The 25,008-nt window shown below is 60.8% G+C and carries 26 protein-coding genes; 18 read left to right on the top strand and 8 right to left on the bottom strand.

Going from position 1 to position 25,008, the window contains the following annotated elements; genetic code table 11:
• The 4 genes from GWQ44_RS22570 to GWQ44_RS22555 all read left to right on the top strand — a co-directional run bounded on the left by GWQ44_RS22570 (position 1) and on the right by GWQ44_RS22555 (position 2,134).
• On the top strand, positions 1 to 612 hold the full coding sequence (locus GWQ44_RS22570) for an RnfABCDGE type electron transport complex subunit G (protein ID WP_047305941.1): 612 nt from the start codon (positions 1 to 3) through the stop codon (positions 610 to 612).
• Positions 605 to 1,201, top strand: a complete 597-nt coding sequence (locus tag GWQ44_RS22565) for an Rnf-Nqr domain containing protein (RefSeq protein WP_047305865.1) — start codon at positions 605 to 607, stop codon at positions 1,199 to 1,201. The genes GWQ44_RS22570 and GWQ44_RS22565 overlap by 8 nt, the downstream gene beginning before the upstream one ends.
• A 7-nt stretch (positions 1,202 to 1,208) precedes the next feature.
• The gene (gene nth / locus GWQ44_RS22560; protein WP_016965326.1) at positions 1,209 to 1,847 is read left to right on the top strand and encodes an endonuclease III; all 639 of its coding nucleotides are present in this window, start codon (positions 1,209 to 1,211) and stop codon (positions 1,845 to 1,847) included.
• Between the two features lie 107 nt (positions 1,848 to 1,954).
• Complete coding sequence (locus GWQ44_RS22555; RefSeq protein ID WP_016965325.1) at positions 1,955 to 2,134, top strand: hypothetical protein; 180 nt, start codon at positions 1,955 to 1,957, stop codon at positions 2,132 to 2,134.
• 136 nt (positions 2,135 to 2,270) lie between these two features.
• Here the strand turns inward: GWQ44_RS22555 and GWQ44_RS22550 are convergent, their stop codons facing one another.
• The 3 genes from GWQ44_RS22550 to GWQ44_RS22540 form a co-directional block, all read right to left on the bottom strand.
• The gene (locus GWQ44_RS22550) at positions 2,271 to 2,897 is read right to left on the bottom strand and encodes a response regulator transcription factor (RefSeq protein WP_016965324.1); all 627 of its coding nucleotides are present in this window, start codon (positions 2,895 to 2,897) and stop codon (positions 2,271 to 2,273) included.
• 389 nt (positions 2,898 to 3,286) lie between these two features.
• The gene (locus GWQ44_RS22545; protein ID WP_016965323.1) at positions 3,287 to 4,504 is read right to left on the bottom strand and encodes an argininosuccinate synthase; all 1,218 of its coding nucleotides are present in this window, start codon (positions 4,502 to 4,504) and stop codon (positions 3,287 to 3,289) included.
• 129 nt (positions 4,505 to 4,633) lie between these two features.
• Positions 4,634 to 5,548 (bottom strand): OmpA family protein, encoded by a 915-nt coding sequence (locus tag GWQ44_RS22540; RefSeq protein ID WP_016965322.1) that lies wholly within the window; start codon positions 5,546 to 5,548, stop codon positions 4,634 to 4,636.
• A 156-nt stretch (positions 5,549 to 5,704) separates the two neighbouring features.
• Here GWQ44_RS22540 and pyrC point away from each other — a divergent pair, with 156 nt between their 5' ends.
• Entirely contained in the window at positions 5,705 to 6,751 is a 1,047-nt protein-coding gene (gene pyrC, locus GWQ44_RS22535; protein WP_275928298.1) for a dihydroorotase, read from the top strand.
• A complete protein-coding gene (rnt, locus tag GWQ44_RS22530) occupies positions 6,748 to 7,419 on the top strand; it encodes a ribonuclease T (protein WP_016965320.1) in 672 nt (223 codons plus the stop codon). The genes pyrC and rnt overlap by 4 nt, the downstream gene beginning before the upstream one ends.
• 69 nt (positions 7,420 to 7,488) lie before the next feature.
• Here rnt and GWQ44_RS22525 read toward each other — a convergent pair whose 3' ends face one another.
• A complete protein-coding gene (locus GWQ44_RS22525; protein ID WP_011063111.1) occupies positions 7,489 to 8,091 on the bottom strand; it encodes a peroxiredoxin in 603 nt (200 codons plus the stop codon).
• Between the two features lie 322 nt (positions 8,092 to 8,413).
• Between GWQ44_RS22525 and GWQ44_RS22520 the strand changes: the two genes are divergently transcribed.
• Together GWQ44_RS22520 and bfr are read left to right on the top strand one after the other, a co-directional pair.
• The gene (locus GWQ44_RS22520; protein WP_011063112.1) at positions 8,414 to 8,632 is read left to right on the top strand and encodes a bacterioferritin-associated ferredoxin; all 219 of its coding nucleotides are present in this window, start codon (positions 8,414 to 8,416) and stop codon (positions 8,630 to 8,632) included.
• A 212-nt stretch (positions 8,633 to 8,844) separates the two neighbouring features.
• Complete coding sequence (bfr, locus tag GWQ44_RS22515) at positions 8,845 to 9,318, top strand: bacterioferritin (protein ID WP_011063113.1); 474 nt, start codon at positions 8,845 to 8,847, stop codon at positions 9,316 to 9,318.
• 84 nt (positions 9,319 to 9,402) lie between these two features.
• Here the strand turns inward: bfr and grxD are convergent, their stop codons facing one another.
• Together grxD and GWQ44_RS22505 are read right to left on the bottom strand one after the other, a co-directional pair.
• On the bottom strand, positions 9,403 to 9,741 hold the full coding sequence (gene grxD / locus GWQ44_RS22510) for a Grx4 family monothiol glutaredoxin (protein ID WP_011063114.1): 339 nt from the start codon (positions 9,739 to 9,741) through the stop codon (positions 9,403 to 9,405).
• 96 nt (positions 9,742 to 9,837) lie between these two features.
• The gene (locus GWQ44_RS22505; RefSeq protein ID WP_275928297.1) at positions 9,838 to 11,946 is read right to left on the bottom strand and encodes a molybdopterin oxidoreductase family protein; all 2,109 of its coding nucleotides are present in this window, start codon (positions 11,944 to 11,946) and stop codon (positions 9,838 to 9,840) included.
• Between the two features lie 452 nt (positions 11,947 to 12,398).
• On the opposite strand from GWQ44_RS22505, the gene argF reads away from it, so the two are divergent.
• Together argF and GWQ44_RS22495 are read left to right on the top strand one after the other, a co-directional pair.
• Positions 12,399 to 13,319, top strand: coding sequence for an ornithine carbamoyltransferase (argF, locus tag GWQ44_RS22500; protein ID WP_020372525.1), 921 nt, complete (start codon positions 12,399 to 12,401; stop codon positions 13,317 to 13,319).
• Complete coding sequence (locus GWQ44_RS22495; protein ID WP_016963979.1) at positions 13,316 to 14,425, top strand: ABC transporter ATP-binding protein; 1,110 nt, start codon at positions 13,316 to 13,318, stop codon at positions 14,423 to 14,425. Before argF ends, GWQ44_RS22495 begins: the two co-directional genes overlap by 4 nt.
• Positions 14,426 to 14,501: 76 nt before the next feature.
• On the opposite strand, the gene GWQ44_RS22490 is transcribed toward GWQ44_RS22495, so the two are convergent.
• Positions 14,502 to 15,284: a PhzF family phenazine biosynthesis protein gene (locus GWQ44_RS22490; protein ID WP_275928296.1), complete on the bottom strand. Its 783-nt coding sequence runs from the start codon at positions 15,282 to 15,284 to the stop codon at positions 14,502 to 14,504.
• Between the two features lie 120 nt (positions 15,285 to 15,404).
• Entirely contained in the window at positions 15,405 to 15,875 is a 471-nt protein-coding gene (gene ybaK / locus GWQ44_RS22485; protein WP_047305870.1) for a Cys-tRNA(Pro) deacylase, read from the bottom strand.
• A gap of 370 nt (positions 15,876 to 16,245) precedes the next feature.
• Here ybaK and GWQ44_RS22480 point away from each other — a divergent pair, with 370 nt between their 5' ends.
• The 8 genes from GWQ44_RS22480 (at position 16,246) to GWQ44_RS22445 (ending at position 24,966) form a co-directional block, all read left to right on the top strand.
• Positions 16,246 to 17,094: an MIP/aquaporin family protein gene (locus GWQ44_RS22480; RefSeq protein WP_016963982.1), complete on the top strand. Its 849-nt coding sequence runs from the start codon at positions 16,246 to 16,248 to the stop codon at positions 17,092 to 17,094.
• 76 nt (positions 17,095 to 17,170) lie between these two features.
• A complete protein-coding gene (gene glpK / locus GWQ44_RS22475) occupies positions 17,171 to 18,676 on the top strand; it encodes a glycerol kinase GlpK (RefSeq protein ID WP_016963983.1) in 1,506 nt (501 codons plus the stop codon).
• Positions 18,677 to 18,771: 95 nt separating this feature from the next.
• Positions 18,772 to 19,527, top strand: coding sequence for a DeoR/GlpR family transcriptional regulator (locus tag GWQ44_RS22470; RefSeq protein WP_011063123.1), 756 nt, complete (start codon positions 18,772 to 18,774; stop codon positions 19,525 to 19,527).
• Positions 19,528 to 19,806: 279 nt separating this feature from the next.
• Entirely contained in the window at positions 19,807 to 21,345 is a 1,539-nt protein-coding gene (glpD, locus tag GWQ44_RS22465) for a glycerol-3-phosphate dehydrogenase (protein ID WP_275928295.1), read from the top strand.
• 365 nt (positions 21,346 to 21,710) lie between these two features.
• Entirely contained in the window at positions 21,711 to 22,625 is a 915-nt protein-coding gene (locus tag GWQ44_RS22460) for a glutamate/aspartate ABC transporter substrate-binding protein (RefSeq protein WP_103741437.1), read from the top strand.
• Positions 22,626 to 22,817: 192 nt separating this feature from the next.
• Positions 22,818 to 23,564 carry an amino acid ABC transporter permease gene (locus GWQ44_RS22455; protein WP_011063126.1) on the top strand — a complete coding sequence of 249 codons (747 nt, stop codon included), beginning with the start codon at positions 22,818 to 22,820 and terminating at the stop codon, positions 23,562 to 23,564.
• Positions 23,564 to 24,235 carry an ABC transporter permease subunit gene (locus GWQ44_RS22450; protein ID WP_016964664.1) on the top strand — a complete coding sequence of 224 codons (672 nt, stop codon included), beginning with the start codon at positions 23,564 to 23,566 and terminating at the stop codon, positions 24,233 to 24,235. The genes GWQ44_RS22455 and GWQ44_RS22450 overlap by 1 nt, the downstream gene beginning before the upstream one ends.
• Positions 24,232 to 24,966: an amino acid ABC transporter ATP-binding protein gene (locus GWQ44_RS22445; protein WP_016964662.1), complete on the top strand. Its 735-nt coding sequence runs from the start codon at positions 24,232 to 24,234 to the stop codon at positions 24,964 to 24,966. Before GWQ44_RS22450 ends, GWQ44_RS22445 begins: the two co-directional genes overlap by 4 nt.
• The last annotated feature ends 42 nt before the right edge of the window (positions 24,967 to 25,008 follow it).

Here is a 25,008-nt window from a genome sequence, read left to right as displayed (position 1 = left end):
ATGAAAAAATCCAGCGGCCTGCTTCTGCTGATCCTGCTCGGTTTCCTGGGCGTGGGGGCGACCTTGTGGCTGCACTCGGTTGCGGCGCCGCGTATCGCCGCCGAGCAACGGGCCCTGCAGGCGCGCAAGCTGCTCGACCTGCTGCCCGTCGCCAGTTACGACAACCAACCCCTGGACCAGCCACTGTCCCTGAAGGATGTGCAGCTGGACAACAGCCGCTTGCTGCAGGGCTACCTGGCCACCCGCCAGGGTCAGCCCAGCGCCGTGCTGTTGCGCAGCCAGGTCAGCGGCTATGCCGGCCCCATCGAGCTGTTGATCGCCATCGACAGCCAGGGCCGCCTGCTGGGCAGCAAGACCCTCAGGCAGGATGAAACACCCGGCTTGGGCGGACGGATCGCTGATTGGCCCAACCCCTGGTTGCAAGGCTTTTCCGGCAAGTCCCGCAGCGATCCGGGCGATGCCGCCTGGGCCTTGAAGAAGGACAGCGGCCAGTTCGATCAGATCGCCGGCGCCACCATCACCTCGCGCGCGGTGATCAGCGCCTTGCACGACGCCTTGCGCTACTTCGACGAACATCGCCAGCAACTGCTGGCGGGGGCCGCCCATGAGTAAGCCGCTGACCTTGCCGGGCCTGCTGATGCTGACACCGTTGATCGGGGCCACCGACTCCTGGGTCAAGGCCCTGGGCCTGGCCCTGGCATCCGCGCTGCTGCTCGGCTTGTTTGGGGCTGGCATGGGCCTGCTGCGAACGCACCTGCAACGCCAGCAGCAGTGGCTCGCCAGCCTGCTGCTTGGTGCATCCCTCGGCAGTTGCCTGTGGCTGGCGCTGCAAACCTTGAGTTATGAACTTCACCAGCAGTTGAGCCTGTACCTGGGCCTGCTGCCCCTGCAATGCGTGATGCTGGAACAGGCGGGATTCTTCCAGCACCGCGACCGGCTGCGCCTGGCCGTCGGCTTCTGTGGCGCACTGGTACTGCTGGGCGCGCTGCGCGAGCTGCTGGGCACCGGCGCCTTGGGCAGCCATCTGGGCTGGCTGGTCGGCCAGAGCGGCGACAGCAGCGGCTGGGTGCTGCTGCCCCAGGGCGGCGTGCGCCTGCTGACTCTGGGCCCCGGTGGCTTTATCCTGCTGGGCCTGTTGCTGGCGGCAAAGCGGGCCTGGACCGCCTCATCGCCCTTCAAACGACAGTCTTCGAGGAAATGAACCACCCATGAATGCCGCCAAACGCCTGGAAATATTTCGCCGACTTCATGAAGACAACCCCGAGCCCAAGACCGAACTGGCCTATTCCTCGCCGTTCGAGCTGCTGATCGCGGTGATTCTTTCGGCGCAATCGACCGACGTCGGGGTCAACAAGGCGACCGCCAAACTCTTCCCTGTGGCCAATACCCCCGCGGCGATCCATGCCCTGGGAGTCGAAGGCCTGTCCGAGTACATCAAGACCATCGGCCTGTACAACAGCAAGGCCAAGAACGTCATCGAAACCTGCCGCCTGCTGGTGGAACGCCACAACGGCGAAGTGCCGCAGACCCGCGAAGAGCTGGAGGCCCTGCCCGGCGTCGGGCGCAAGACCGCCAACGTGGTCCTCAACACCGCCTTCCGGCAGTTGACCATGGCGGTGGACACCCACATCTTCCGGGTCAGCAACCGCACCGGCCTGGCCCCGGGCAAGAACGTGGTGGAAGTGGAAAAAAAGCTGCTCAAGTTCGTGCCCAAGGAGTTCCTGCTGGACTCCCATCACTGGCTGATCCTGCATGGGCGCTATGTCTGCCTGGCCCGCAAGCCACGTTGCGGCAGCTGCCGAATCGAAGACCTGTGCGAATACAAGCAGAAGACTTCCGACGATTGAGGAAGCATTGATTTTGTCGATGAGTCGATTGAAAAAATCTTTTTTACCCGCCAGGAGAATATCGATATAAGGAGCGCCAATGGCAGTCTTAGCCTGGAGTTGACCTTATGAGCACTGGCAAAGAACAACTGGACGTAGAAGAAGACTTCATCGCCGCGGAAACAGACGATGTCGAACCGGTGGTCGAAGTGGCGAAAACCAATCTGAGCAAGCGCCGCACCATCGACAATCTTCTGGAAGAGCGGCGTCTGCAGAAACAACTGGCCGATTACGACTTTGACCTTTAAGTCGCAAAAGAACCTCCACAAGGAGGTTTTTTTGTGCCTGTCTTGCCGTCACGTCCGGCCGATCAGCCTGCGGGCATGACCGGCCCTATTCGTACTTTCAGAGCTGGCAGTCCAGCATCGTCTCGAACGGCAAGACTCACGCCAACTGATGGCGCTGGGCAAACTCGATCAGGTCAACCAATGAGCGCGCATTGAGCTTGGCCAATAACCGCCGTTTATAAGTACTGACCGTCTTGTTGCTCAGACACAGACCTTCAGCGATCTCCTTGTTACTCATGCCATTGGTGAGCTGTTTCAATACGATCAACTCACGCCCTGAAAGAAGCTCGATCATTTCTTCCTCACTGCTGATGCCCTGGCTGGAACGGAAAGTGTGCAAGGCCTCGTTGGGAAAGTAGCTGTAACCCGCCAACACGGCCCGCACTGCACTGATCAGTTCGGTAATGTCCTGCTGCTTGCACACGTAACCGGCGGCACCGGCCTGCATGCAGCGCATGGAAAAGGGCCCGGGCGCTTGCAGCGTCAACACCAGGATCTTGATCGGCAAACTTCTGAACATGAGGCGCGCTATAACTTCAAGTCCATCAAGTTGCGGTATGCCAATATCCAGAATCAAGATATCGGGAACATATTCAAGAGCCAACTTTAATGCGTCCGTACCGTTATCCGCCTCCGCCACTACTTCAAAACCATGACGCTCCATCAACATGCGAACAGCGAGGCGAACAACAGGATGATCGTCCACGATCAATACTCTTTTCATAGGTCCATCCACGTACTTAGAGTTTTTTAGAGCCCGCACAATACCCCAGAGAATTGACTCTGGCACCGTGCCAAAAGGGGCTACGACCCTACGAGGACGATCCTTACAAACAATACCGATTTGCCTTACAAAATAAATTAGATAAAGGTCGTTTAACGGAAAATACGCTTAGGATTAATCTTCAAATCAGCTACTTTTCGTACTAAAAAATCACACACCCAACTATCTTTTCCAACGACAAGCGTTGATAAATCCGCCATCCATAGTTTGGTTTTGTCTCATCGACGTTTCTATCCAGGCATTGGCCAGCAGCAACAAGCGGTTGAATTAATCAATGAAGCAAAAAAAAGCCCCGCATAAGGCGGGGCTCTTTTTTCAACCACTCAGGATCAGATCAGGGTCCGTCCCTTGTTGGCAGCAATGCGCATGCGCAGGGCATTGAGCTTGATGAAACCTGCTGCGTCCGCCTGGTTGTAGGCACCGCCGTCTTCTTCGAAGGTGGCGATGTTGGCGTCGAACAGCGACTCATCGGACTTGCGACCGGTCACGATCACGTTGCCCTTGTACAGCTTCAGGCGCACCACGCCGTTCACGTGGGCCTGGGAGGCGTCGATCATCTGTTGCAGCATCAGACGCTCAGGGCTCCACCAGTAGCCGGTGTAGATCAGGCTGGCGTACTTGGGCATCAACTCGTCTTTGAGGTGAGCCACTTCGCGGTCCAGGGTGATGGACTCGATGGCGCGGTGGGCGCGCAGCATGATGGTGCCACCCGGAGTCTCGTAGCAGCCACGGGACTTCATGCCCACGTAACGGTTCTCGACGATGTCCAGACGACCGATGCCGTGTTCGCCACCGATGCGGTTCAGGGTCGCCAGCACGGTAGCCGGGGTCATTTCCACGCCGTCGATGGCGACGATGTCACCGTTGCGGTAGGTCAGTTCCAGGTATTGCGGGGTGTCAGGTGCCTTCTCCGGGGAGACGGTCCAGCGCCACATGTCTTCTTCGTGCTCGGTCCAGGTGTCTTCCAGCACGCCGCCTTCATAGGAGATGTGCAGCAGGTTGGCGTCCATCGAGTACGGCGACTTCTTCTTGCCGTGACGCTCGATTGGAATGCCATGCTTCTCGGCGTAGTCCATCAGCTTCTCGCGGGACAGCAGGTCCCACTCGCGCCAGGGAGCGATCACTTTCACGCCCGGCTTGAGGGCATAGGCCCCCAGTTCGAAACGCACCTGGTCATTGCCCTTGCCGGTGGCGCCATGGGAAATGGCGTCGGCGCCGGTTTCGTTGGCGATCTCGATCAGACGCTTGGCGATCAACGGACGAGCGATGGAAGTACCCAGCAGGTACTCGCCTTCGTAGACGGTGTTGGCGCGGAACATCGGGAAAACGAAATCACGCACGAACTCTTCGCGCAGATCGTCGATGTAGATCTCTTTGACGCCCATGGCTTGCGCCTTGGCGCGGGCCGGCTCGACCTCTTCGCCTTGGCCCAGGTCAGCAGTGAAAGTCACTACTTCACAGTTGTAAGTATCCTGCAGCCACTTGAGGATCACCGAAGTGTCCAGGCCGCCCGAATACGCCAGAACGACCTTGTTAACGTCCGCCATGCCATCACTCCACGGGGTTGTACGGAAAGCCGCCAAGTCTACCGATCCACGCCGATAATTTACAGAGGCGCGACAGCTTATGACGACCAAGCGACAGATTATGTCGAGCGCGCGACGATGACAGCCGTATCAGGAAGTCGCCGCAGCGCTGGAACCGGAGGCGGCCTGAGGCGCCGGAGCCGGCTTTTCGGTGGGGGCGACCCGCTCCAGATGCACATTGACCCGGCGGTTCTTCGCCCGGTTGGCGGCATTGGTGTTGGGCGCCAGCGGGTAACGCTCGCCATGGAAGCGCACCACGATCTGGTTTTCCGCCAGGCCGTTGGCCTTGAAGAACTCCATCACCGCCAGGGCCCGGCGACGGGACAGGTCACGGTTGGTCAAGCGATTGCCGCTGTTGTCCGAGTGGCCATCGAGCTCGACATGGTTGACCGTCGGGTCGGCCTTGATGAAGTCGACCATCACTTGCAGCTTGGCCTTGGCCCGGGCATCCAGGTCAATGCCGCCACCGGGGAAACCGATCTCGGCCTGCTTGACCTGCTCGTAGTTCATCGGCAGCAACTTGGCCATGCAGCTTTGATAGTCGCCATAGGCCTTGCTGAACTTCACAGGCAACAAGCGCACTTCGGAAACCCCGCCCTCGCGAGAGAAATGCCGAACCACCGGGCTGCGCCCTTCCAGCAAGCCAACGATCAAGCGTCCGGCCTGCATCTGGTTGCTGTTGAACAGCACCCCATCGCTGCCGGCCTTGACCGCTCCGAGGTTGATGTCGCCACGCCCCGGCTGCCAGGGAGCGGCGGCCGCGAGCAAAGTCGCCGAGCCTCCGGCCTGCATCGGGTTGAAGCTCTTGAGACGGAAAATCGCTTGCTCACCGGCGCGGCGAACGAACTCGCCGGAACCGAAATCGGTCACCGGTTGGATCAAGCGGCACTCGAATTTGTCGCCTTCGACCGTCCACTCAATGCTCTCCAGACGAGTCTGGAAAGTGAGAGCCATCGCGGGCAGGCTGGCAAACACACTGAGCAAGGCTAGATAACGCTGGCGCACGGGAGGCTCCACTGACGTGTACAACAGAAAAATCGACAGGCGTTAATACGCCATACCTTCGGGATATCGGTTGCTCGTCGCAAAACTTGATAGCGAGTGCCTGGAAGAGTCTTTTCCGGTAGCATTCCCCCGAGTTTTACCCGCCTGGAACCTCCCATGTCCGACCGCCTGACCCTGCTGCGTCCCGACGACTGGCATATTCATCTTCGCGATGGTGCCGTGTTGCCCAATACAGTCGCAGATGTCGCGCGCACCTTTGGCCGCGCCATCATCATGCCCAACCTGGTACCTCCGGTGCGCAACGCCGTGGAAGCCGACGCCTATCGCCAGCGTATTCTCGCTGCGCGCCCGGCCGGCAGCCGCTTCGAGCCGCTGATGGTGCTCTACCTGACCGACCGCACCCAGCCGGACGAGATCCGCGCGGCCAAGGCCTGTGGCTTTGTGCACGCCGCCAAGCTGTATCCGGCCGGTGCGACCACCAACTCGGATTCGGGCGTGACCAGCATCGACAAGATCTTCCCGGTGCTCGAAACCATGGCTGAAGTCGGCCTGCCGCTGCTGATCCACGGTGAGGTGACCCGCGGCGAGGTCGACGTCTTCGACCGCGAGAAACTCTTCATCGATGAACACATGCGGCGTGTGGTCGAGCGCTTCCCCAGCCTGAAAGTGGTGTTCGAGCACATCACCACCGGTGAAGCCGTGCAGTTCGTCAAGGAGGCTTCGGCCAACGTTGGCGCCACCATCACCGCGCACCACCTGCTGTACAACCGCAACCACATGCTGGTGGGCGGTATTCGCCCGCACTTCTATTGCCTGCCGATCCTCAAGCGCAACACCCACCAGGAAGCCCTGCTGGATGCGGCCACCAGCGGCAGCGAGAAGTTCTTCCTCGGCACCGACTCCGCGCCCCACGCCCAGCATGCCAAGGAAGCCGCTTGCGGTTGTGCCGGCTGCTACAGCGCCTACGCCGCGATCGAGCTGTATGCCGAAGCGTTCGAACAGCGCAACGCCCTGGACAAGCTGGAAGCCTTTGCCAGCCTCAACGGTCCGCGCTTCTACGGCCTGCCGGCCAACACCGATCGCATCACCCTGGTTCGTGAAGAATGGACCGCCCCCGCCAGCCTGCCGTTCGGCGAGCTGACAGTCATTCCGCTGCGCGCCGGTGAAAAACTGCGCTGGCGCCTGCTGGAGGATCACTCGTGAGTGACGACCATTTCGACGACGAACAAGACGGCAGCAGCGGCGGCCCCCGCCACCCGATGGCGGCGCGCTTTCGCGGTTACCTGCCGGTAGTCGTCGACGTAGAAACCGGTGGCTTCAACTCGGCCACCGACGCCCTGCTGGAGATTGCCGCTACCACCATCGGCATGGACGAAAAGGGCTTTGTGTTCCCCGAACACACCTACTTCTTCCGTGTCGAGCCTTTTGAAGGCGCGAACATCGAAGCCGCGGCCCTGGAGTTCACCGGGATCAAGCTCGACCATCCGCTGCGCATGGCCGTCAGCGAAGAAGCCGCCCTCACCGATATTTTCCGTGGCGTGCGCAAGGCCCTGAAAGCCAATGGCTGCAAACGCGCGATCCTGGTGGGCCACAACAGCAGCTTCGACCTGGGCTTCCTCAATGCCGCCGTGGCGCGCCTGGACATGAAGCGCAACCCGTTCCACCCGTTCTCCAGCTTCGACACCGCCACCCTGGCGGGCCTGGCTTACGGCCAGACCGTTCTGGCCAAGGCCTGTCAGAGCGCCGGCATCGACTTCGACGGTCGCGAGGCCCACTCGGCCCGCTACGACACCGAGAAAACCGCCGAGCTGTTCTGCGGCATCGTCAACCGCTGGAAGCAAATGGGCGGCTGGCAGGATTTCGACGACTGAATGTCGAATGTCACAGCCCCATAAAAAAACCGGCCCTGAGGCCGGTTTTTTTATGCGTGACGCCAAGCCTTACAGCTTGCCGGCGTTCTCGCTCAGGTAAGCAGCAACGCCTTCTGGCGAAGCGGTCATGCCCTTGTCGCCTTTCTTCCAGTTGGCAGGGCAGACTTCGCCGTGCTCTTCGTGGAATTGCAGAGCGTCGACCAGACGGATCAGCTCTTCCATGTTACGGCCCAGCGGCAGGTCGTTGACGATCTGCGAGCGGACAACGCCTTTGTCGTCGATCAGGAACGCGCCACGGAAAGCCACGCCGCCTTCGGACTCAACGTCGTAGGCCTTGGCGATTTCATGCTTCATGTCAGCGGCCATGATGTATTGAACCTGACCGATGCCGCCGGCATTGATCGGAGTGTTGCGCCAGGCGTTGTGGGTGAAGTGCGAGTCGATGGAAACAGCGATCACTTCGACGTTGCGCGCCTTGAAGTCAGCCATGCGGTGGTCCAGAGCGATCAGCTCGGACGGGCAAACGAAGGTGAAGTCCAGTGGGTAGAAGAACACCAGGCCGTATTTGCCTTTGATGGCCGAGGACAGGGTGAAGCTGTCGACGATTTCGCCATTGCCGAGAACGGCCGGTACGGTGAAGTCAGGGGCTTGTTTGCCTACGAGTACGCTCATTGGATATCTCCTGGTGTGGACGTAGTAATGAAGAAGGGGATTGGCCTTGAGCCTGCCACGCTGATGCGACAGCTCTGTGACCCGACCCCGCTTCGCAAGGACCGGCCATCATACACCGCGTCTTTGAGCTGTCCTTAACGGTTTTTCATCTGCCCGGCTCACAAAGCGGAAAATGCGAATCATCTGTCACTATCGCGAACAAAACCGTTCGTCACCCCGGTAGGAAACTGCAACAAAGGTCGCCGAAACAACTTTGACAATCATTCTCGTTAACATTAAGATCCATCGCAATTGAGCCCTAACCAGCGACGGTTCTCATCCCATGTATGTCTGCCTCTGCACCGGTGTCACCGACGGACAAATTCGCGAAGCAATCTACGAAGGCTGCTGCAGCTACCGTGAAGTGCGCCAGGCCACCGGCGTCGCCAGCCAATGCGGCAAATGCGCCTGCCTGGCCAAGCAAGTGGTTCGCGAAACCCTGACCGAATTGCAGAGCAGCCAGGCGGCCATTCCCTATCCAGTGGAATTTAATGTTGCTTGATGTGCCGAATAAATAGCCGCATTTGAAACAACCGGACCTAGCGTCCGGTTTTTTTATGTCTGTAATTCAATCGCTTAGGCGCAAAACGCGGAACACAAACATTCTTATTCCGATTAATTTTCATATATTATTCAATAACTTAGGTTTGACAGTAATGTGTGTGCGGCTCAGACTCTGCCCTTATTTCACTAATTAAAGGGCAGGACCCCAACATGAAAGGCGACATTACAGTCATCCAGCATCTCAATAAAATCCTTGCCAATGAACTGGTCGCGATCAATCAGTACTTCCTGCATGCGCGCATGTATGAAGACTGGGGCCTGAACAAGTTGGGCAAGCACGAGTACCACGAGTCCATCGACGAGATGAAGCATGCGGACAAGCTGATCAAGCGCATCCTCTTCCTCGAAGGCCTGCCCAACGTCCAGGACCTGGGCAAGTTGCACATCGGCGAACACACCAAGGAAATGCTCGAGTGCGACCTGCGAATCGAACGCACCGGCCACGCCGACCTCAAGGCCGCCATCGCTCACTGCGAGTCGGTGGGTGACTTCGGCAGCCGTGAACTGTTGGAAGACATTCTGGAATCCGAAGAAGAACACATCGACTGGCTGGAAACCCAACTGGGCCTGATCGATAAAGTGGGTATCGAGAACTACCTGCAATCGCAAATGGGCGACGAATAACCAACGTCCGATCCCAAGCAATAAAAAGCCCCGCCCTCGTAAGAGAGGCGGGGCTTTTTATTGACCGCGAATAAGAAGTTCGCGTCAGGCTTCGGTCTTGGCAGCCGCTTTTTCGGCAGCAGCCTTGATCAGGCTCTGCAGCTCACCATTGGCGAACATCTCAGCCATGATGTCGCTACCGCCGACCAGCTCACCGGCCACCCACAGTTGCGGGAAAGTTGGCCAGTTGGCGTACTTGGGCAGGTTGGCGCGAATCTCAGGGTTTTGCAGGATGTCCACGTAAGCGAACTTCTCACCACAGCCCATTACGGCCTGAGCGGCTTTTGCGGAGAAGCCACACTGCGGGGCATTCGGCGAGCCTTTCATGTAGAGCAGAATGGTGTTGTTGGCAATCTGCTCTTTAATAGTTTCGATGATATCCATGGAACACCTCGGCTGAACTTTCCGACTCTGTTGTCGGCACGGTGGCGCATTGTAACGGAATCCTGAGCGCCCTGCTCGGCCTCTCCGACAGACACCTCAGGCCGCTTCCACGGTCACCGGCACCCCATTCAATGCCGCATTCCCGGACAACGCATCGAGCTGACGCTCATCGGTCAGATCATTGGCGCTGCATCCGGGCTGCTCCATGGCGATGCTCATCTGCACACCGGGACGCCGATGCCCCCAGCCATGGGGCAGACTCACCACGCCCGGCATCATCTCGCTGCTGGCCAGCACTTCCACCTCCACCGCGCCTACCCGGGAACTGACTCGCACCCGCTGACCATCACTCAGGCCCCGCTGGGCCAGGTCATCGGGATTCATCAATAGCTGATGACGAGGCTTGCCCTTCACCAGGCGGTGATAGTTGTGCATCCAGGAGTTATTGCTGCGCACATGACGACGCCCGATCAGCAACAACTCGCCCGGCGCTGGCGCACTCAACGCGGCAAAGCGCTGCAGATCGGCCATGATCGGCGCCGGTGCGGCCTGGATCCGCCGATTCTCGGTTTTCAAGCGGGCCGCCAGGTTCGGCTGCAGCGCCCCAAGATCAATACCGTGGGGATGCTCATCCAGAGTCGCCAGGGACAGCTTGAGCGGCGAGGCGTCGCCGTAAGGCCCGGCGCGCAAGCCCATGTCGATCATCTGTGCGGGTGCCAGGGTTGGCTTCAACGGGCTGGCGGTCTGCGCGGCAAATGCCTTGGCCAGGCCGACGAAGATCTCCCAGTCATGCAGCGCCCCTTCAGGCTTGGGCAGGATCGCCCGATTGAAGCGACTGACATTGCGCACCGCGAACAGATTGAAGGTGGTGTCGTAGTGATCATTCTCCAGAGCCGAGGTGGACGGCAGGATCAGGTCGGCATAACGGGTGGTTTCATTGATGTACAGATCGATGCTGAGCATGAACTCCAACCCTTCCAGGGCCTGCTCCAGTTGCCGGCCATTGGGCGTGGACAACACCGGGTTGCCGGCCACGGTGATCAGGGCCCGCACCTGCCCTTCGCCCTCGGTGAGCATCTCTTCGGCCAGGGCCGATACCGGCAGCTCGCCAGCGTACTCGGGAAGCCCGGAAACCCGACTCTGCCAGACATTGAAATGACCGCCCGAGGTCGCCGCCACCAGGTCCACCGCCGGCTGGGTACACAAGGCACCGCCGACCCGGTCGAGGTTGCCGGTGACCAGATTGAGCAACTGCAGCAGCCAGTGGCACAGCGTGCCGAAGGCCTGGGCCGACACGCCCATGCGCCCATAACAGACCGCCTTGTCCGCCGAAGCGAAATCCCGCGCCAGCTGACGAATCTGCGCTGCCGGAATGGCGCACAACGGGCTCATGGCTTCGGCAGTGAACCGAGAAATCGCCTGGCGCACCTCCGCCAGCCCATCCACCGGCAAATGGCTGTCGCGGGTCAGCCCCGCGTCTAAAAGGCTGTTGAGCAGACCGAACAGCAGCGCCACATCGCCCCCCGGCCGGATAAACAGGTGCTGATCGGCCATCGCCGCGGTTTCGCTGCGCCGCGGGTCGACCACGATCACCTTGCCGCCCCGGGCCTGAATGGCCTTGAGGCGCTTCTCCACATCCGGCACGGTCATGATGCTGCCATTGGAGGCCAGGGGATTGCCGCCCAGGATCAGCATGAAATCGGTGTGATCGATATCCGGAATCGGCAACAGCAGGCCGTGGCCATACATCAGGTAGCTGGTCAGATGATGAGGCAATTGATCGACCGATGTGGCCGAGAAGCGGTTGCGAGTCTTGAGCTGGCCGAGAAAGTAGTTGCTGTGGGTCATCAGCCCATAGTTGTGCACGCTGGGATTGCCCTGGTAGGTCGCCACGGCATTGTTGCCATGGCGCTGCTGGATGCCCGCCAGACGCTCGGCCACCAGGGCAAAGGCCTCGTCCCAGCCGATGGGCTGCCATTGGTTGCCCACACGGCGCACCGGCTGGCGCAGGCGGTCGGGATCATTCTGGATATCCTGCAGGGCCACGGCCTTGGGGCACACATGGCCACGGCTGAAACTGTCCAGGGGGTCGCCCTTGATCGAGGTGATGCGCGGAGCGCTGCCCGGCTCTTCAGTGATTTCCAGGGTCAGGCCGCAGATGGCTTCACACAGGTGGCAGGCACGGTGATGGAGAGTCTTGGTCATGGCCAGTCTCTATTGTTTGAAGGCGCCCCGCACAGGGCCGCAGGAAGCCAAAACTATGGCGGCTGGGCTCTGCCGACACCAGCGACGTTCGCCCCATGAATTCACGGCCATCAGCCCAGGTCATGATCAATGCTGTCAGTCCGGCGCCACGAATCACCGGGTTTGCGCCGCACAACGGGCGTCACACTCGATTGCCAAGCCGCGTCGGGGCAGTGTACAAATGCCCGGCTGCTGTCTGAAAAACGGTCTCAAAAGCGCCAGCGCATTCGCGTCCTGGCCTCTCTGAATGCCCATGAACGCCGTAGCACTATTGGTAAGACGCGACATTTAATTATAAGATCGCGCCTTCTCCTATTTCGTCGCCCCGTGCGGCTTTCGCCGCAGGTCCAGCCCGTTGCTCGATTAAACAAGGCTTTGAGAATCTGCGGTCCGTTGCAAAAAGGTAGTTAATGATGAGCGCAAGGCACTTTCTCTCCCTGATGGATTGCACGCCCGAAGAGCTGGTCAGTGTGATTCGTCGAGGCATCGAGCTGAAGGACCTGCGTAACCGCGGCGTACTCTTCGAGCCTTTGAAAAATCGTGTACTGGGCATGATTTTCGAGAAGTCGTCGACCCGTACTCGACTGTCTTTCGAAGCCGGCATGATCCAACTGGGCGGCCAAGCCATCTTCCTTTCGCCACGGGACACCCAGCTGGGTCGCGGCGAACCGATCGGCGACTGCGCCATCGTCATGTCGCGCATGCTCGATGCGGTGATGATCCGCACCTTTGCCCACAGCACCCTGACCGAGTTCGCGGCCAATTCCCGGGTACCGGTGATCAACGGCCTGTCCGATGACCTGCACCCCTGCCAACTGCTGGCGGACATGCAGACCTTCCTCGAACACCGCGGCTCGATCCAGGGCAAGACCGTGGCCTGGATCGGTGACGGCAACAACATGTGCAACAGCTATATAGAAGCGGCCATCCAGTTCGACTTCCAGCTGCGCATCGCCTGTCCCGAAGGCTACGAGCCCAACGCGGAATTTGTCGCCAGGGCCGGCGATCGCGTGACCATCGTCCGCGACCCTCGCGAGGCCGTGATCGGCGCCCATCTGGTGAGCACCGACGTCTGGACCTCCATGGGCCAGGAAGAAGAGACCGCCAAGCGCCTGCAACTGTTTGCGCCCTTCCAGGTCAGCCGCGCGCTGCTCGACCTGGCCGCCCCGGACGTACTGTTCATGCACTGCCTGCCTGCCCACCGCGGCGAGGAAATCAGCCTCGACCTGCTGGACGACCCTCGCTCAGTGGCTTGGGACCAGGCGGAAAACCGTCTGCACGCGCAAAAGGCCCTGCTCGAGTTTCTCGTCGAGCCGGCGTACCACCACGCATGAGCCAGCCATTACTGCTGAACCTGCGCAATCTGGCATGCGGCTACCAGGACCAACGCGTGGTGCAGAACCTCAATCTGCACCTCAACGCCGGGGACATCGGCTGCCTGCTGGGCTCGTCCGGCTGCGGCAAGACCACCACCCTGCGTGCCATTGCCGGGTTCGAGCCGGTGCACGAAGGCGAGATCCAACTGGCCGGGGAAACCATTTCCAGCGCCGGTTTCACCCTGGCCCCGGAGAAACGCCGGATCGGCATGGTGTTTCAGGACTATGCGCTGTTCCCGCACCTGAGCGTGGCGGACAACATCGCATTCGGCATCCGCAAGCATCCGCACAAAGAGCGAGTGGTCGCCGAACTGCTGGAGCTGGTCAACCTGAAAAACCTCGGCCAGCGCTTTCCCCACGAACTGTCCGGCGGCCAGCAGCAACGCGTGGCCCTGGCTCGCGCCCTGGCGCCAGAACCGCAATTGCTGCTGCTGGACGAGCCCTTCTCCAACCTCGACGGCGAACTGCGGCGCAAGCTCAGCCACGAGGTGCGCGACATTCTCAAGGCCCGCGGCACCAGCGCGATCCTGGTCACCCACGACCAGGAAGAAGCCTTTGCCGTGAGCGATCAGGTCGGCGTGTTCAAGGAGGGCCGCCTGGAGCAGTGGGACACCCCCTACAACCTCTATCACGAACCACAGACGCCCTTCGTCGCCAGCTTCATTGGCCAGGGCTACTTCATTCGTGGCCAGTTGCACACGCCAGAATCGGTGCAGACCGAACTGGGCGTACTGCAGGGCAACCGGGCCTATACCTGGCCGACCGGTGGCGCGGTGGACGTCCTGCTGCGCCCGGACGACATCGTCCACGCGCCGGACAGTGACCTGAAAGCCCGAGTCGTCGGCAAGACCTTCCTCGGCGCCTCGACCCTGTATCGCCTGCAATTGCCCACCGGCAGCCAACTGGAATCGATCTTCCCCAGCCACGCCGACCATCAGGTCGGAGCGGATGTGGGCATTCGGGTCGCGGCGGAACACCTGGTGCTATTCCAGGCCTCGGGTAGCACAGCGGCCCAGATTCCCCATAGCGACTCAGGGGTAAGGCGCTACAGCAGCGCTCATTGAGCCGCCTTCGCCGGCAAGCCAGCGCCTACAACAACACACTGTAGGAGCCGGCTTGCCGGCGAAAACCCCACCGCAGTCATTCCAGGTGCAAATGCCCGCTGGCAATCAGCCGGGCATGCCCGCCGATCTTCACCCGCTCGCCCTCCAAACGACAGAACAACGCCCCGCCTCGCGCCGAACACTGATACGCGCTCAACTGCTGTTTATCCAATTGCTGCGCCCAGTAAGGCGTCAGGCAGCAATGGGTCGAGCCCGTCACCGGGTCCTCGTCGATGCCGATGGCCGGGGCAAAATACCGCGAGACAAAGTCATGCCGCTCACCCCGCGCGGTGACAATCACTCCCGGCCAGGGCAACTTGGCCAGCGCCGCCATATCCGGCCGGCAATCACGCACCGCCTGCTCCGACTCCAGTACCGCCAACAGTTCATTGGCACCTTGCAGATCGATGACCCTGGCGCCGAGTATCTGCGCCACCTGCTCCGCGTCGGGCTGGCGACGCGGGCTGCGCAGAGGAAAGTCCAGCCACAACACGCCGCCTTCACGGGTAACGCTCAGGGGCCCCGAGCGACTGAGAAACTCAATGCGCGGCCCCGGCTCGCCATGCACCTCGAACAGCACGTAGGCACTGGCCAGCGTGGCGTGCCCGCACAAGGGCACCTCGGTGGCCGGGGTAAACCAGCGAATCCGCCAGCCTTGGGCTTCACGCACCACAAACGCGGTCTCCGCCAGATTGTGCTCGGCGGCGATCTGCTGCATCAGTGTGTCGTCAAGCCATGCATCAAGCCGGTAAACCATGGCCGGGTTGCCGGCAAAGGGTTGATCACTGAACGCATCGATCTGTTGAAACTCAAGCTGCATAGCCTTTCTCCCTGATCAGTCGGCGGCCAGCATGGCCTGCGTGACCGGGAGCGCGACAGACACAGACGAGAAGATTTTCCGGCATACAGCAGCGGCCTGTTCAACCACCAACGCCTGGGCTCAAGGGCGACCGATGTCGGCGAACTTGCCCTGGGTCTGCTCGGCCAGCACGGTTGCAGCCAACTCCACTTCCAGGCCACGACGACCGGCACTGACAAAAATACTGGCCAAAGGCTGAGCACTGCTGTCGATGAAGGTCCGCAGACGCTTCTTCTGCCCCAGCGGGCTGATGCCCCCCAGCAGGTAGCCGGTGGCGCGCTGGGCCGCGGCCGGATCGGCCATTTCGGCCTTCTTCACCCCGGCCGCGTGGGCCAGGGCCTTGAGGTCGAGGCTGCCGGCGACCGGCACCACCGCCACCAGCAACTCCCCCTTCTCGCTGCTGGCCAGCAGCGTCTTGAACACCCGCGCCGGATCGAGACTGAGCTTCTCCGCCGCCTCCAGACCGTAGGAGGCCGCCTTGGGATCATGTTCGTAACTGTGGATACGATGTTCGGCGCGAACTTTTTTCAGCAGATCCAGTGCAGGGGTCATGGCAGCTCCAAGGGGGACGAAAAGGCAAAACCGAGCGCGCGAATTTTAGGCCATTAATCGGCAAAAGGCTCTATTCCAGGCCTTGATAAGCCCTGGCCACGGACAGCAGCGCAGCACCACCTGTCACTCCCGGGACTATCACCCTGGATCATTCATTTGATTGATATCTATAAAATGACCAGCCGTTCACTTTCGACCTTTGACAGCGGTGTTTCTTGTCTATATTTTTTCGTTTCTGAATATCATGCAGTAGATGCACCGTTGCACCCAGCAGCAAGACGAGGCCGGAATGGGGATTCCGTCTTCGTTGGAAGTCGCGCTCCATGCCTTTTGCAGCAGCGCCAGACAACAACAAAAAACGAGGTTCACAATGACAACTGCTCTGCAACAACCGTCACTATCGGGCCAATGCATGGCCGAGTTCCTGGGTACTGCGCTGCTGATCTTCTTCGGCACCGGCTGCGTCGCGGCGCTCAAGGTCGCGGGAGCCAGCTTCGGCCTGTGGGAAATCAGCATCATCTGGGGGATCGGCGTGAGCATGGCGATCTACCTCACCGCCGGCGTTTCCGGCGCGCACCTCAATCCTGCCGTGAGCATCGCCCTGTGCCTGTTCGCCGACTTTGAAAAACGCAAACTGCCGTTCTACATCCTGGCCCAGGTCGCTGGCGCCTTCTGCGCGGCGCTGTTGGTTTACACGCTGTACAGCAACCTGTTCTTCGATTTCGAACAGGCTCACCAGATGATCCGCGGCTCCCAGGCCAGCCTGGAACTGGCCTCGGTGTTCTCGACCTTCCCCAACCCGGCGCTGTCCACGGCCCAGGCGTTCCTGGTGGAAGTGGTGATCACTGCGATCCTGATGGGCGTGATCATGTCCCTGACCGACGACAACAACGGCTTGCCTCGCGGCGCGATGGCGCCCCTGCTGATCGGCCTGCTGATCGCCGTGATCGGCAGCGCCATGGGCCCGCTGACCGGCTTCGCGATGAACCCGGCGCGGGACTTCGGACCTAAACTGATGACGTTCGTGATGGGTTGGGGTGAAATCTCCTTCACCGGCGGCCGTGACATTCCGTACTTCCTGGTGCCGGTCTTCGCCCCGATCCTCGGCGCCTGCCTGGGTGCGGCCGCTTATCGCGGACTGATTGCCCGGCACCTGCCCAACGCCGTCGCTGCTCCCGAGAGCGCATCGGCCGCCGATGGCAAAGTCAAAGTTTCTTGAATCTCGCGGCGCGTGATCCTGCCCAAATCGATCACGCGCCTGTTTCCACTCCCTTATTTCGTCCAAGGCAATCGACATGACCGACATTCAGAATAAGAACTACATCATTGCCCTCGATCAGGGTACGACCAGCTCCCGGGCGATCATTTTCGACCGCGACGCCAACGTGGTGTGCACCGCCCAGCGCGAGTTCGCCCAGCACTACCCACAAGCCGGCTGGGTCGAACATGACCCGATGGAAATCTTCGCCACCCAGAGCGCGGTAATGGTCGAGGCCCTGGCGCAAGCCGGCCTGCATCACGACCAGGTGGCCGCCATCGGCATCACCAACCAGCGGGAAACCACCGTGGTCTGGGACAAGACCACCGGCCGGCCGATCTACAACGCCATCGTCTGGCAGTGCCGCCGTAGCACCGAGATCTGCCAGCAGCTCAAGCGCGACGGCCTGGAAGACTACATCCGTGAAACCACCGGCCTGGTCACCGACCCCTACTTCTCCGGCACCAAGCTCAAGTGGATCCTCGACAACGTCGAAGGCAGCCGCGAACGCGCCCGTAGCGGCGAGTTGCTGTTCGGCACCATCGACAGCTGGCTGATCTGGAAATTCACCGGCGGCAAGACCCACGTCACCGACTACACCAACGCCTCGCGCACCATGCTCTTCAACATCCACACCCTGGAGTGGGACGCGAAGATGCTGGAGGTGCTGGATATCCCGCGGGAAATGCTCCCCGAGGTGAAGTCCTCGTCGGAAATCTACGGCCGCACCAAGAGCGGTATCGCCATCGGCGGCATCGCCGGCGACCAGCAAGCGGCGCTGTTCGGCCAGATGTGCGTCGAACCGGGCCAGGCCAAGAACACCTACGGCACCGGCTGCTTCCTGCTGATGAACACCGGCGACAAGGCGGTCAAATCCCAGCACGGCATGCTCACCACCATCGCTTGCGGCCCACGCGGCGAAGTGGCCTACGCCCTGGAAGGCGCGGTATTCAATGGCGGCTCCACCGTGCAGTGGCTGCGTGATGAACTGAAGATCATCAACGACGCCCACGACACCGAATACTTCGCCAACAAGGTCAAGGACAGCAACGGCGTGTACCTGGTACCGGCCTTCACCGGCCTGGGCGCGCCCTACTGGGACCCCTACGCCCGTGGCGCGCTGTTCGGCCTGACCCGTGGCGTGCGCGTGGATCACATCATCCGCGCCGCCCTGGAATCCATCGCCTACCAGACCCGCGACGTGCTCGACGCCATGCAGCAGGATTCCGGCGAACGCCTCAAAGCCCTGCGGGTGGACGGTGGCGCGGTGGCCAACAACTTCCTCATGCAGTTCCAGGCCGACATCCTCGGCACTCAGGTGGAGCGCCCGCAAATGCGCGAAACCACCGCCCTGGGCGCCGCCTACCTGGCAGGCCTGGCCTGCGGTTTCTGGGGCAGCCTGGAAGAGCTGCGGGGCAAGGCGGTGATCGAGCGCGAGTTCGAACCGCAACTGGCCGAAGCGGAAAAAGAAGGCCTGTACGCAGGCTGGAAGAAGGCGGTCAGCCGCACCCGCGACTGGGAACCCCACGAAGAGGCCAAATAAGCCAAGCCGTGGATAGGTAACCGCTTGTAACTGGTCGGGAGGGGATTCCTGCGGCATCATGGGCAAATTTTGCACGGCAGCCCAAAGGAAGCCCCATGAATCTGCCTCCCCGTCAGCAGCAAATCCTCGATCTGGTCCGCGAACGCGGCTACGTCAGCATCGAGGAATTGGCCCAGCTGTTCGTTGTGACCCCGCAAACCATCCGCCGCGATATCAACCAGCTGGCGGAAGCCAATCTGCTGCGCCGCTACCATGGCGGCGCAGCCTATGACTCCAGCGTCGAAAACACCGCCTACGCCATGCGCGCCGACCAGATGCGCGACGAAAAGCAGCGCATCGGCGAAGCCGTTGCCGCGCAGATCCCCGATCACGCCTCGCTGTTCATCAACATCGGCACCACCACCGAATCCATCGCCCGCGCCCTGCTCAACCACAGCCACCTGAAGATCATCACCAACAACCTGCACGTGGCTTCGATGCTCAGTGCCAAGGATGATTTCGACGTGCTGCTCACCGGCGGCAATGTGCGCCGTGACGGCGGCGTGGTGGGCCAGGCCAGCGTCGACTTCATCAATCAGTTCAAGGTCGACTTCGCCCTGGTGGGCATCAGCGGCATCGACGAGGACGGCAGCCTGCTGGACTTCGACTACCAGGAAGTGCGGGTATCCCAGGCGATCATCGCCAATGCCCGGCAAGTGATCCTGGCCGCCGACTCCAGCAAGTTCGGGCGCAACGCCATGATCCGCCTCGGCCCCATCAGCCTGATCGACTGCCTGGTCACCGACCAGCAACCGGTCCCGGCCCTGACCCAACTGCTCAACCAGCACAAGATCCGCCTCGAAGTGGTCTGAGCCCTCCCCTCCCTGCCACAAAGGATCGAGCCGCGCGCCAAGGCCCCCAACCCGGGAGTCCGGCATTGTCGAAAACGCGCGGCCGACCACCCGCCCCTCGCCCATCGACGCCCATCAAGCCCACCATCCTGGTTAATGTTCGAAAACTTTCCTTTCAGAGCGCTTCGATCAGTTTTTTCAATCGAAGCGCGCTGGATACGCGCCTGCTTATGCGCTAGTATTTTCGAAAATGAACATTAATGTTCGAATTCAAATACCAAAGCAACACGAGGCCCGTCGATGCCCACTTCTACCTTGCCCGCGCGCCCTCTCTCCGAGGTTTACGATATCGCCGTCATCGGCGGTGGGATCAACGGTGTTGGAATTGCCGCGGATGCGGCAGGTCGCGGCTTGTCCGTGTTCCTTTGCGAAAAGGACGATCTGGCCAGCCACACCTCGTCGGCCAGCAGCAAGCTGATCCACGGTGGCCTGCGCTACCTCGAACATTACGAATTCCGCCTGGTACGCGAAGCCCTGGCCGAGCGCGAAGTGCTGCTAGCCAAGGCCCCGCATATCGTCAAGCCCATGCGTTTTGTCCTGCCACACCGGCCACACCTGCGCCCGGCCTGGATGATTCGCGCCGGCCTGTTCCTGTATGACCACCTGGGCAAGCGGGAAAAACTCGCCGGTTCGCGCAGCCTGAAATTCGCTGCCGACAGCCCCCTGAAGGCCGAAATCAGCAAAGGCTTCGAATACTCCGACTGCTGGGTCGACGATGCGCGCCTGGTGGTGCTCAACGCCATGGCCGCCCGTGAACACGGCGCCCACGTGCACACCCAGACCCGTTGCGTCAGCGCCCGGCGCAGCAAGGGCCTGTGGCAACTGGAACTGGAGCGCGCCGACGGCAGCCTGTTCTCCATCAGCGCCAAGGCCCTGGTGAACGCCGCTGGCCCTTGGGTCGCCAAGTTCATCAAGGACGACCTCAAGCTGGAATCGCCTTACGGCATCCGCCTGATCCAGGGCAGCCACCTGATCGTGCCCAAGCTGTACGAAGGCGAGCACGCGCACATTCTGCAGAACGAAGACCAGCGCATTGTCTTCACCATTCCCTACCTCGATCAGTTCACCCTGATCGGCACCACCGACCGCGAATACACCGGCGATCCGGCCAAGGTCGCAATCACCGAAGGCGAAACCGACTACCTGCTGCAAGTGGTCAACGCGCACTTCAAGAAGCAGCTGAGCCGCAGCGACATCCTGCACAGCTACTCCGGTGTTCGCCCGCTGTGCAACGACGAATCCGACAACCCTTCGGCGGTGACTCGCGACTACACCCTGGCCCTTTCCGGCACTGGCGAGGAAGCTCCGCTGCTCTCGGTGTTCGGCGGCAAGCTGACCACCTACCGCAAGCTGGCGGAATCGGCCATGGCGCAACTGGCGCCCTACTTCAAGCAGGCCAAGCCCAGCTGGACCGCCCAGGCCACCCTGCCCGGCGGCGAAAACATGAGCACGCCCCAAGCCCTGGCGGAAGCCATCCGCAAGAAGTTCGACTGGGTGCCCAGCCAGATCGCCCGCCGCTGGGCCACCACCTATGGCAGCCGCACCTGGCGCCTGCTGGAAGGCGTGCACAGCCTCAACGACCTGGGTGAACACCTGGGGGGCGGCCTGTACACCCGCGAAGTGGACTACCTGTGCGCCGAGGAATGGGCACTGAAGGCCGAGGATATTCTCTGGCGCCGGAGCAAGCTGGGCCTGTTCACCACCGCCGCCGAACAACGGCAGTTGCAGGATTATCTGCAAAAGGTCGAGGACAATCGCGGCAAGATCAAGGCGGCCTGAACCCCCGGCATCACGCAAAGCCCCTGCACCGCAAGGTCCAGGGGCTTTTTTGTGGGTCATCGCAAGTCGCTGGCCTCGGCCTGGCCGCCCCACCAACGGCGAAGTACCGCGTTCGGTTTTCCGAATGCCCGACCGAAAGGGATTCGGATAACCGGATAAAAGTGCGGAAACTCATGCCCCGATAATATTTTATTACCTTTAAAATCAATGACTTGAGCATGATCAATGGGTCTGGCACGACTCATGCTCTACACTGTGCGACGAATGCCTGTCGCGCCAACACAACAGGAGCCGTCAAGGCATTCGCTGTATAAAAGAGCCGTCGAACTGGCTTCATAAAAAAAACAAATGTCGAGGAAATATTGATGCGCATCGTTCCCCATCTGTTGGGCGCAGCTATCGCTGCCGCTCTGATTAGCACTCCAGTTTTCGCTGCCGAGCTCACCGGCACACTGAAGAAAATCAAAGAGTCCGGCACCATCACCCTCGGACATCGCGACGCTTCCATCCCGTTTTCCTACATCGCTGACGCTTCCGGCGTGCCAGTGGGCTACTCCCACGACATCCAGCTGAAAATCGTCGAAGCGATCAAGAAAGACCTCGACATGCCTGACCTGAAGGTCAAGTACAACCTGGTCACCTCCCAGACCCGTATCCCGCTGGTGCAGAACGGCACCGTCGACGTCGAGTGCGGCTCCACCACCAACAACGTCGAGCGTCAGCAACAGGTCGACTTCTCGGTCGGCATCTTCGAAATCGGTACCCGCCTGCTGTCCAAAAAGGACTCGGCCTACAAGGATTTCGCTGACCTCAAAGGCAAGAACGTGGTGACCACCGCCGGCACCACTTCCGAGCGCATCCTCAAGGCGATGAACGCCGACAAGCAGATGGGCATGAACGTGATCTCCGCCAAGGACCACGGTGAGTCGTTCCAGATGCTGGAATCGGGTCGCGCCGTTGCGTTCATGATGGACGACGCGCTGCTGGCCGGTGAAATGGCCAAGGCCAAGAAGCCAACCGACTGGGCCGTGACCGGTACTCCACAGTCCTACGAAATCTATGGCTGCATGGTGCGCAAGGGCGATGCCCCGTTCAAGAAAGCCGTGGACGACGCCATCGTTGCCACCTACAAGTCGGGCGAAATCAACAAGATCTACGACAAGTGGTTCCAATCGCCGATTCCGCCAAAAGGCCTGAACCTGATGTTCCCGATGAGCGACGAGCTCAAGGCCCTGATCGCCAACCCGACCGACAAAGCGGCTGACGATAAAAAGTCCTGATTCCTGACTAACCTTATCTCCTGAAGGGGCGCCGCCCCTTCCGGAGTCTGTCACTACCTGCTGGCATTTTTTTGGAAACACTCGAACCGGTGGTTGTCGAGCCGATCGCGTGTGCCTGATCGTCATGATCAGGCGGGAACGGACGTCCCCAGGCGGGTGCTTGTACATCGAACGATCTGAGGGGTAACCCTAATGAATTACAACTGGGACTGGGGCGTGTTCTTCAAGTCCACCGGCGTGGGCAGCGAGACCTATCTCGACTGGTTCATCTCCGGCCTGGGCTGGACCATCGCCATCGCCGTGGTGGCCTGGATCATCGCGCTGCTGCTGGGCTCGATCCTGGGCGTCATGCGCACCGTGCCGAACCGTCTGGTGTCGGGCATCGCCACCGTCTACGTGGAGATCTTCCGTAACGTGCCGCTGCTGGTGCAGCTGTTCATCTGGTACTTCCTGGTGCCGGACCTGCTGCCGGAAAACCTGCAGGAGTGGTACAAGCAGGACCTCAACCCGACCACCTCGGCCTACCTGAGCGTCGTCGTGTGCCTGGGCCTGTTCACCGCCGCCCGGGTCTGCGAACAAGTCCGTACCGGTATCCAGGCGCTGCCCCGCGGCCAGGAATCCGCCGCCCGCGCCATGGGCTTCTCGCTGCCGCAGATCTACTGGAACGTGCTGCTGCCCCAGGCCTACCGGATCATCATTCCGCCGCTCACCTCGGAATTCCTCAACGTCTTCAAGAACTCCTCGGTGGCGTCCCTGATCGGCTTGATGGAATTGCTGGCCCAGACCAAGCAGACCGCCGAGTTCTCGGCCAACCTGTTCGAAGCCTTCACCCTGGCTACCCTGATCTACTTCACCCTGAACATGAGCCTGATGCTGCTGATGCGCCTGGTGGAGAAGAAAGTCTCGGTCCCCGGCCTGATCTCCGTGGGAGGTAAATAATGGAATTCGACTTCTCGGGCATAGTCCCGGCCATTCCCGGTCTGTGGAACGGCATGCTGATGACCCTCAAGCTGATGGTCATGGGCGTGGTCGGCGGGATCATCCTCGGCACCTTGCTGGCCTTGATGCGCTTGTCCCACAACAAGCTGCTGTCGAACCTGGCCGGCGCCTACGTCAATTACTTCCGCTCGATCCCGCTGCTGCTGGTGATCACCTGGTTCTACCTGGCGGTGCCGTTCGTGCTGCGCTGGATCACCGGCGAAGACACGCCGATCGGCGCGTTCACCTCGTGCATCGTGGCCTTCATGATGTTCGAAGCGGCGTACTTCTGCGAAATCGTCCGCGCCGGCGTGCAGTCGATTCCCAAGGGCCAGATGGGCGCCGCCCAGGCGCTGGGCATGAGCTATGGCCAGACCATGCGCCTGATCATCCTGCCCCAGGCGTTCCGCAAGATGACCCCGCTGCTGCTGCAGCAGAGCATCATCCTGTTCCAGGACACCTCCCTGGTGTACACCGTGGGCCTGGTGGACTTCCTCAACGCCTCGCGTTCCAGCGGCGACATCATCGGCCGCTCCAATGAATTCCTGATCATCGCTGGTCTGGTCTATTTCACAATCAGCTTTGCCGCCTCGCTGCTGGTCAAGCGTCTGCAAAAAAGGTTCGCCGTATGATCTCTATCAAGAACATCAACAAGTGGTATGGGGACTTCCAGGTGCTGACTGATTGCAGCACCGAGGTCAAAAAGGGTGAAGTGGTGGTGGTCTGCGGGCCATCCGGCTCGGGCAAGTCGACCCTGATCAAGTGCGTCAACGCCCTGGAACCCTTCCAGAAGGGCGACATCGTGGTCGACGGCACCTCGATTGCCGACCCGAAGACCAACCTGCCGAAACTGCGCTCTCGCGTCGGCATGGTGTTCCAGCATTTCGAGCTGTTCCCGCACCTGACCATCACCGAAAACCTGACCATCGCGCAGATCAAGGTCCTGGGCCGCAGCAAGGAAGAGGCCACCAAGAAAGGCCTGCAACTGCTGGATCGGGTTGGCCTCGCCGCCCATGCCCACAAGCACCCGGGCCAGCTCTCCGGTGGCCAGCAACAGCGTGTGGCCATCGCCCGCGCCCTGGCCATGGACCCGATCGTCATGCTGTTCGACGAACCGACCTCGGCCCTGGACCCGGAAATGGTCAATGAAGTGCTGGACGTGATGGTGCAACTGGCCCAGGAAGGCATGACCATGATGTGCGTGACCCACGAAATGGGCTTTGCCCGCAAAGTGGCGAACCGGGTGATCTTCATGGACAAGGGCCAGATCATCGAAGACTGCCAGAAAGAAGAATTCTTCGGCGATATCAGCGCCCGTTCCGAACGTGCCCAGCACTTCCTCGAGAAGATCCTGCAGCACTAAGCCGCTAGCGCTGTGCTGACCCTTGTGGCGAGGGAGCTTGCT

Source organism: Pseudomonas sp. 3MA1, assembly GCF_029237275.1.
GTDB lineage: Bacteria > Pseudomonadota > Gammaproteobacteria > Pseudomonadales > Pseudomonadaceae > Aquipseudomonas > Aquipseudomonas fluorescens_AP.
Note: the sequence above shows the minus strand (reverse complement) of the source record. Positions and strands in the feature narration are given on the sequence as shown.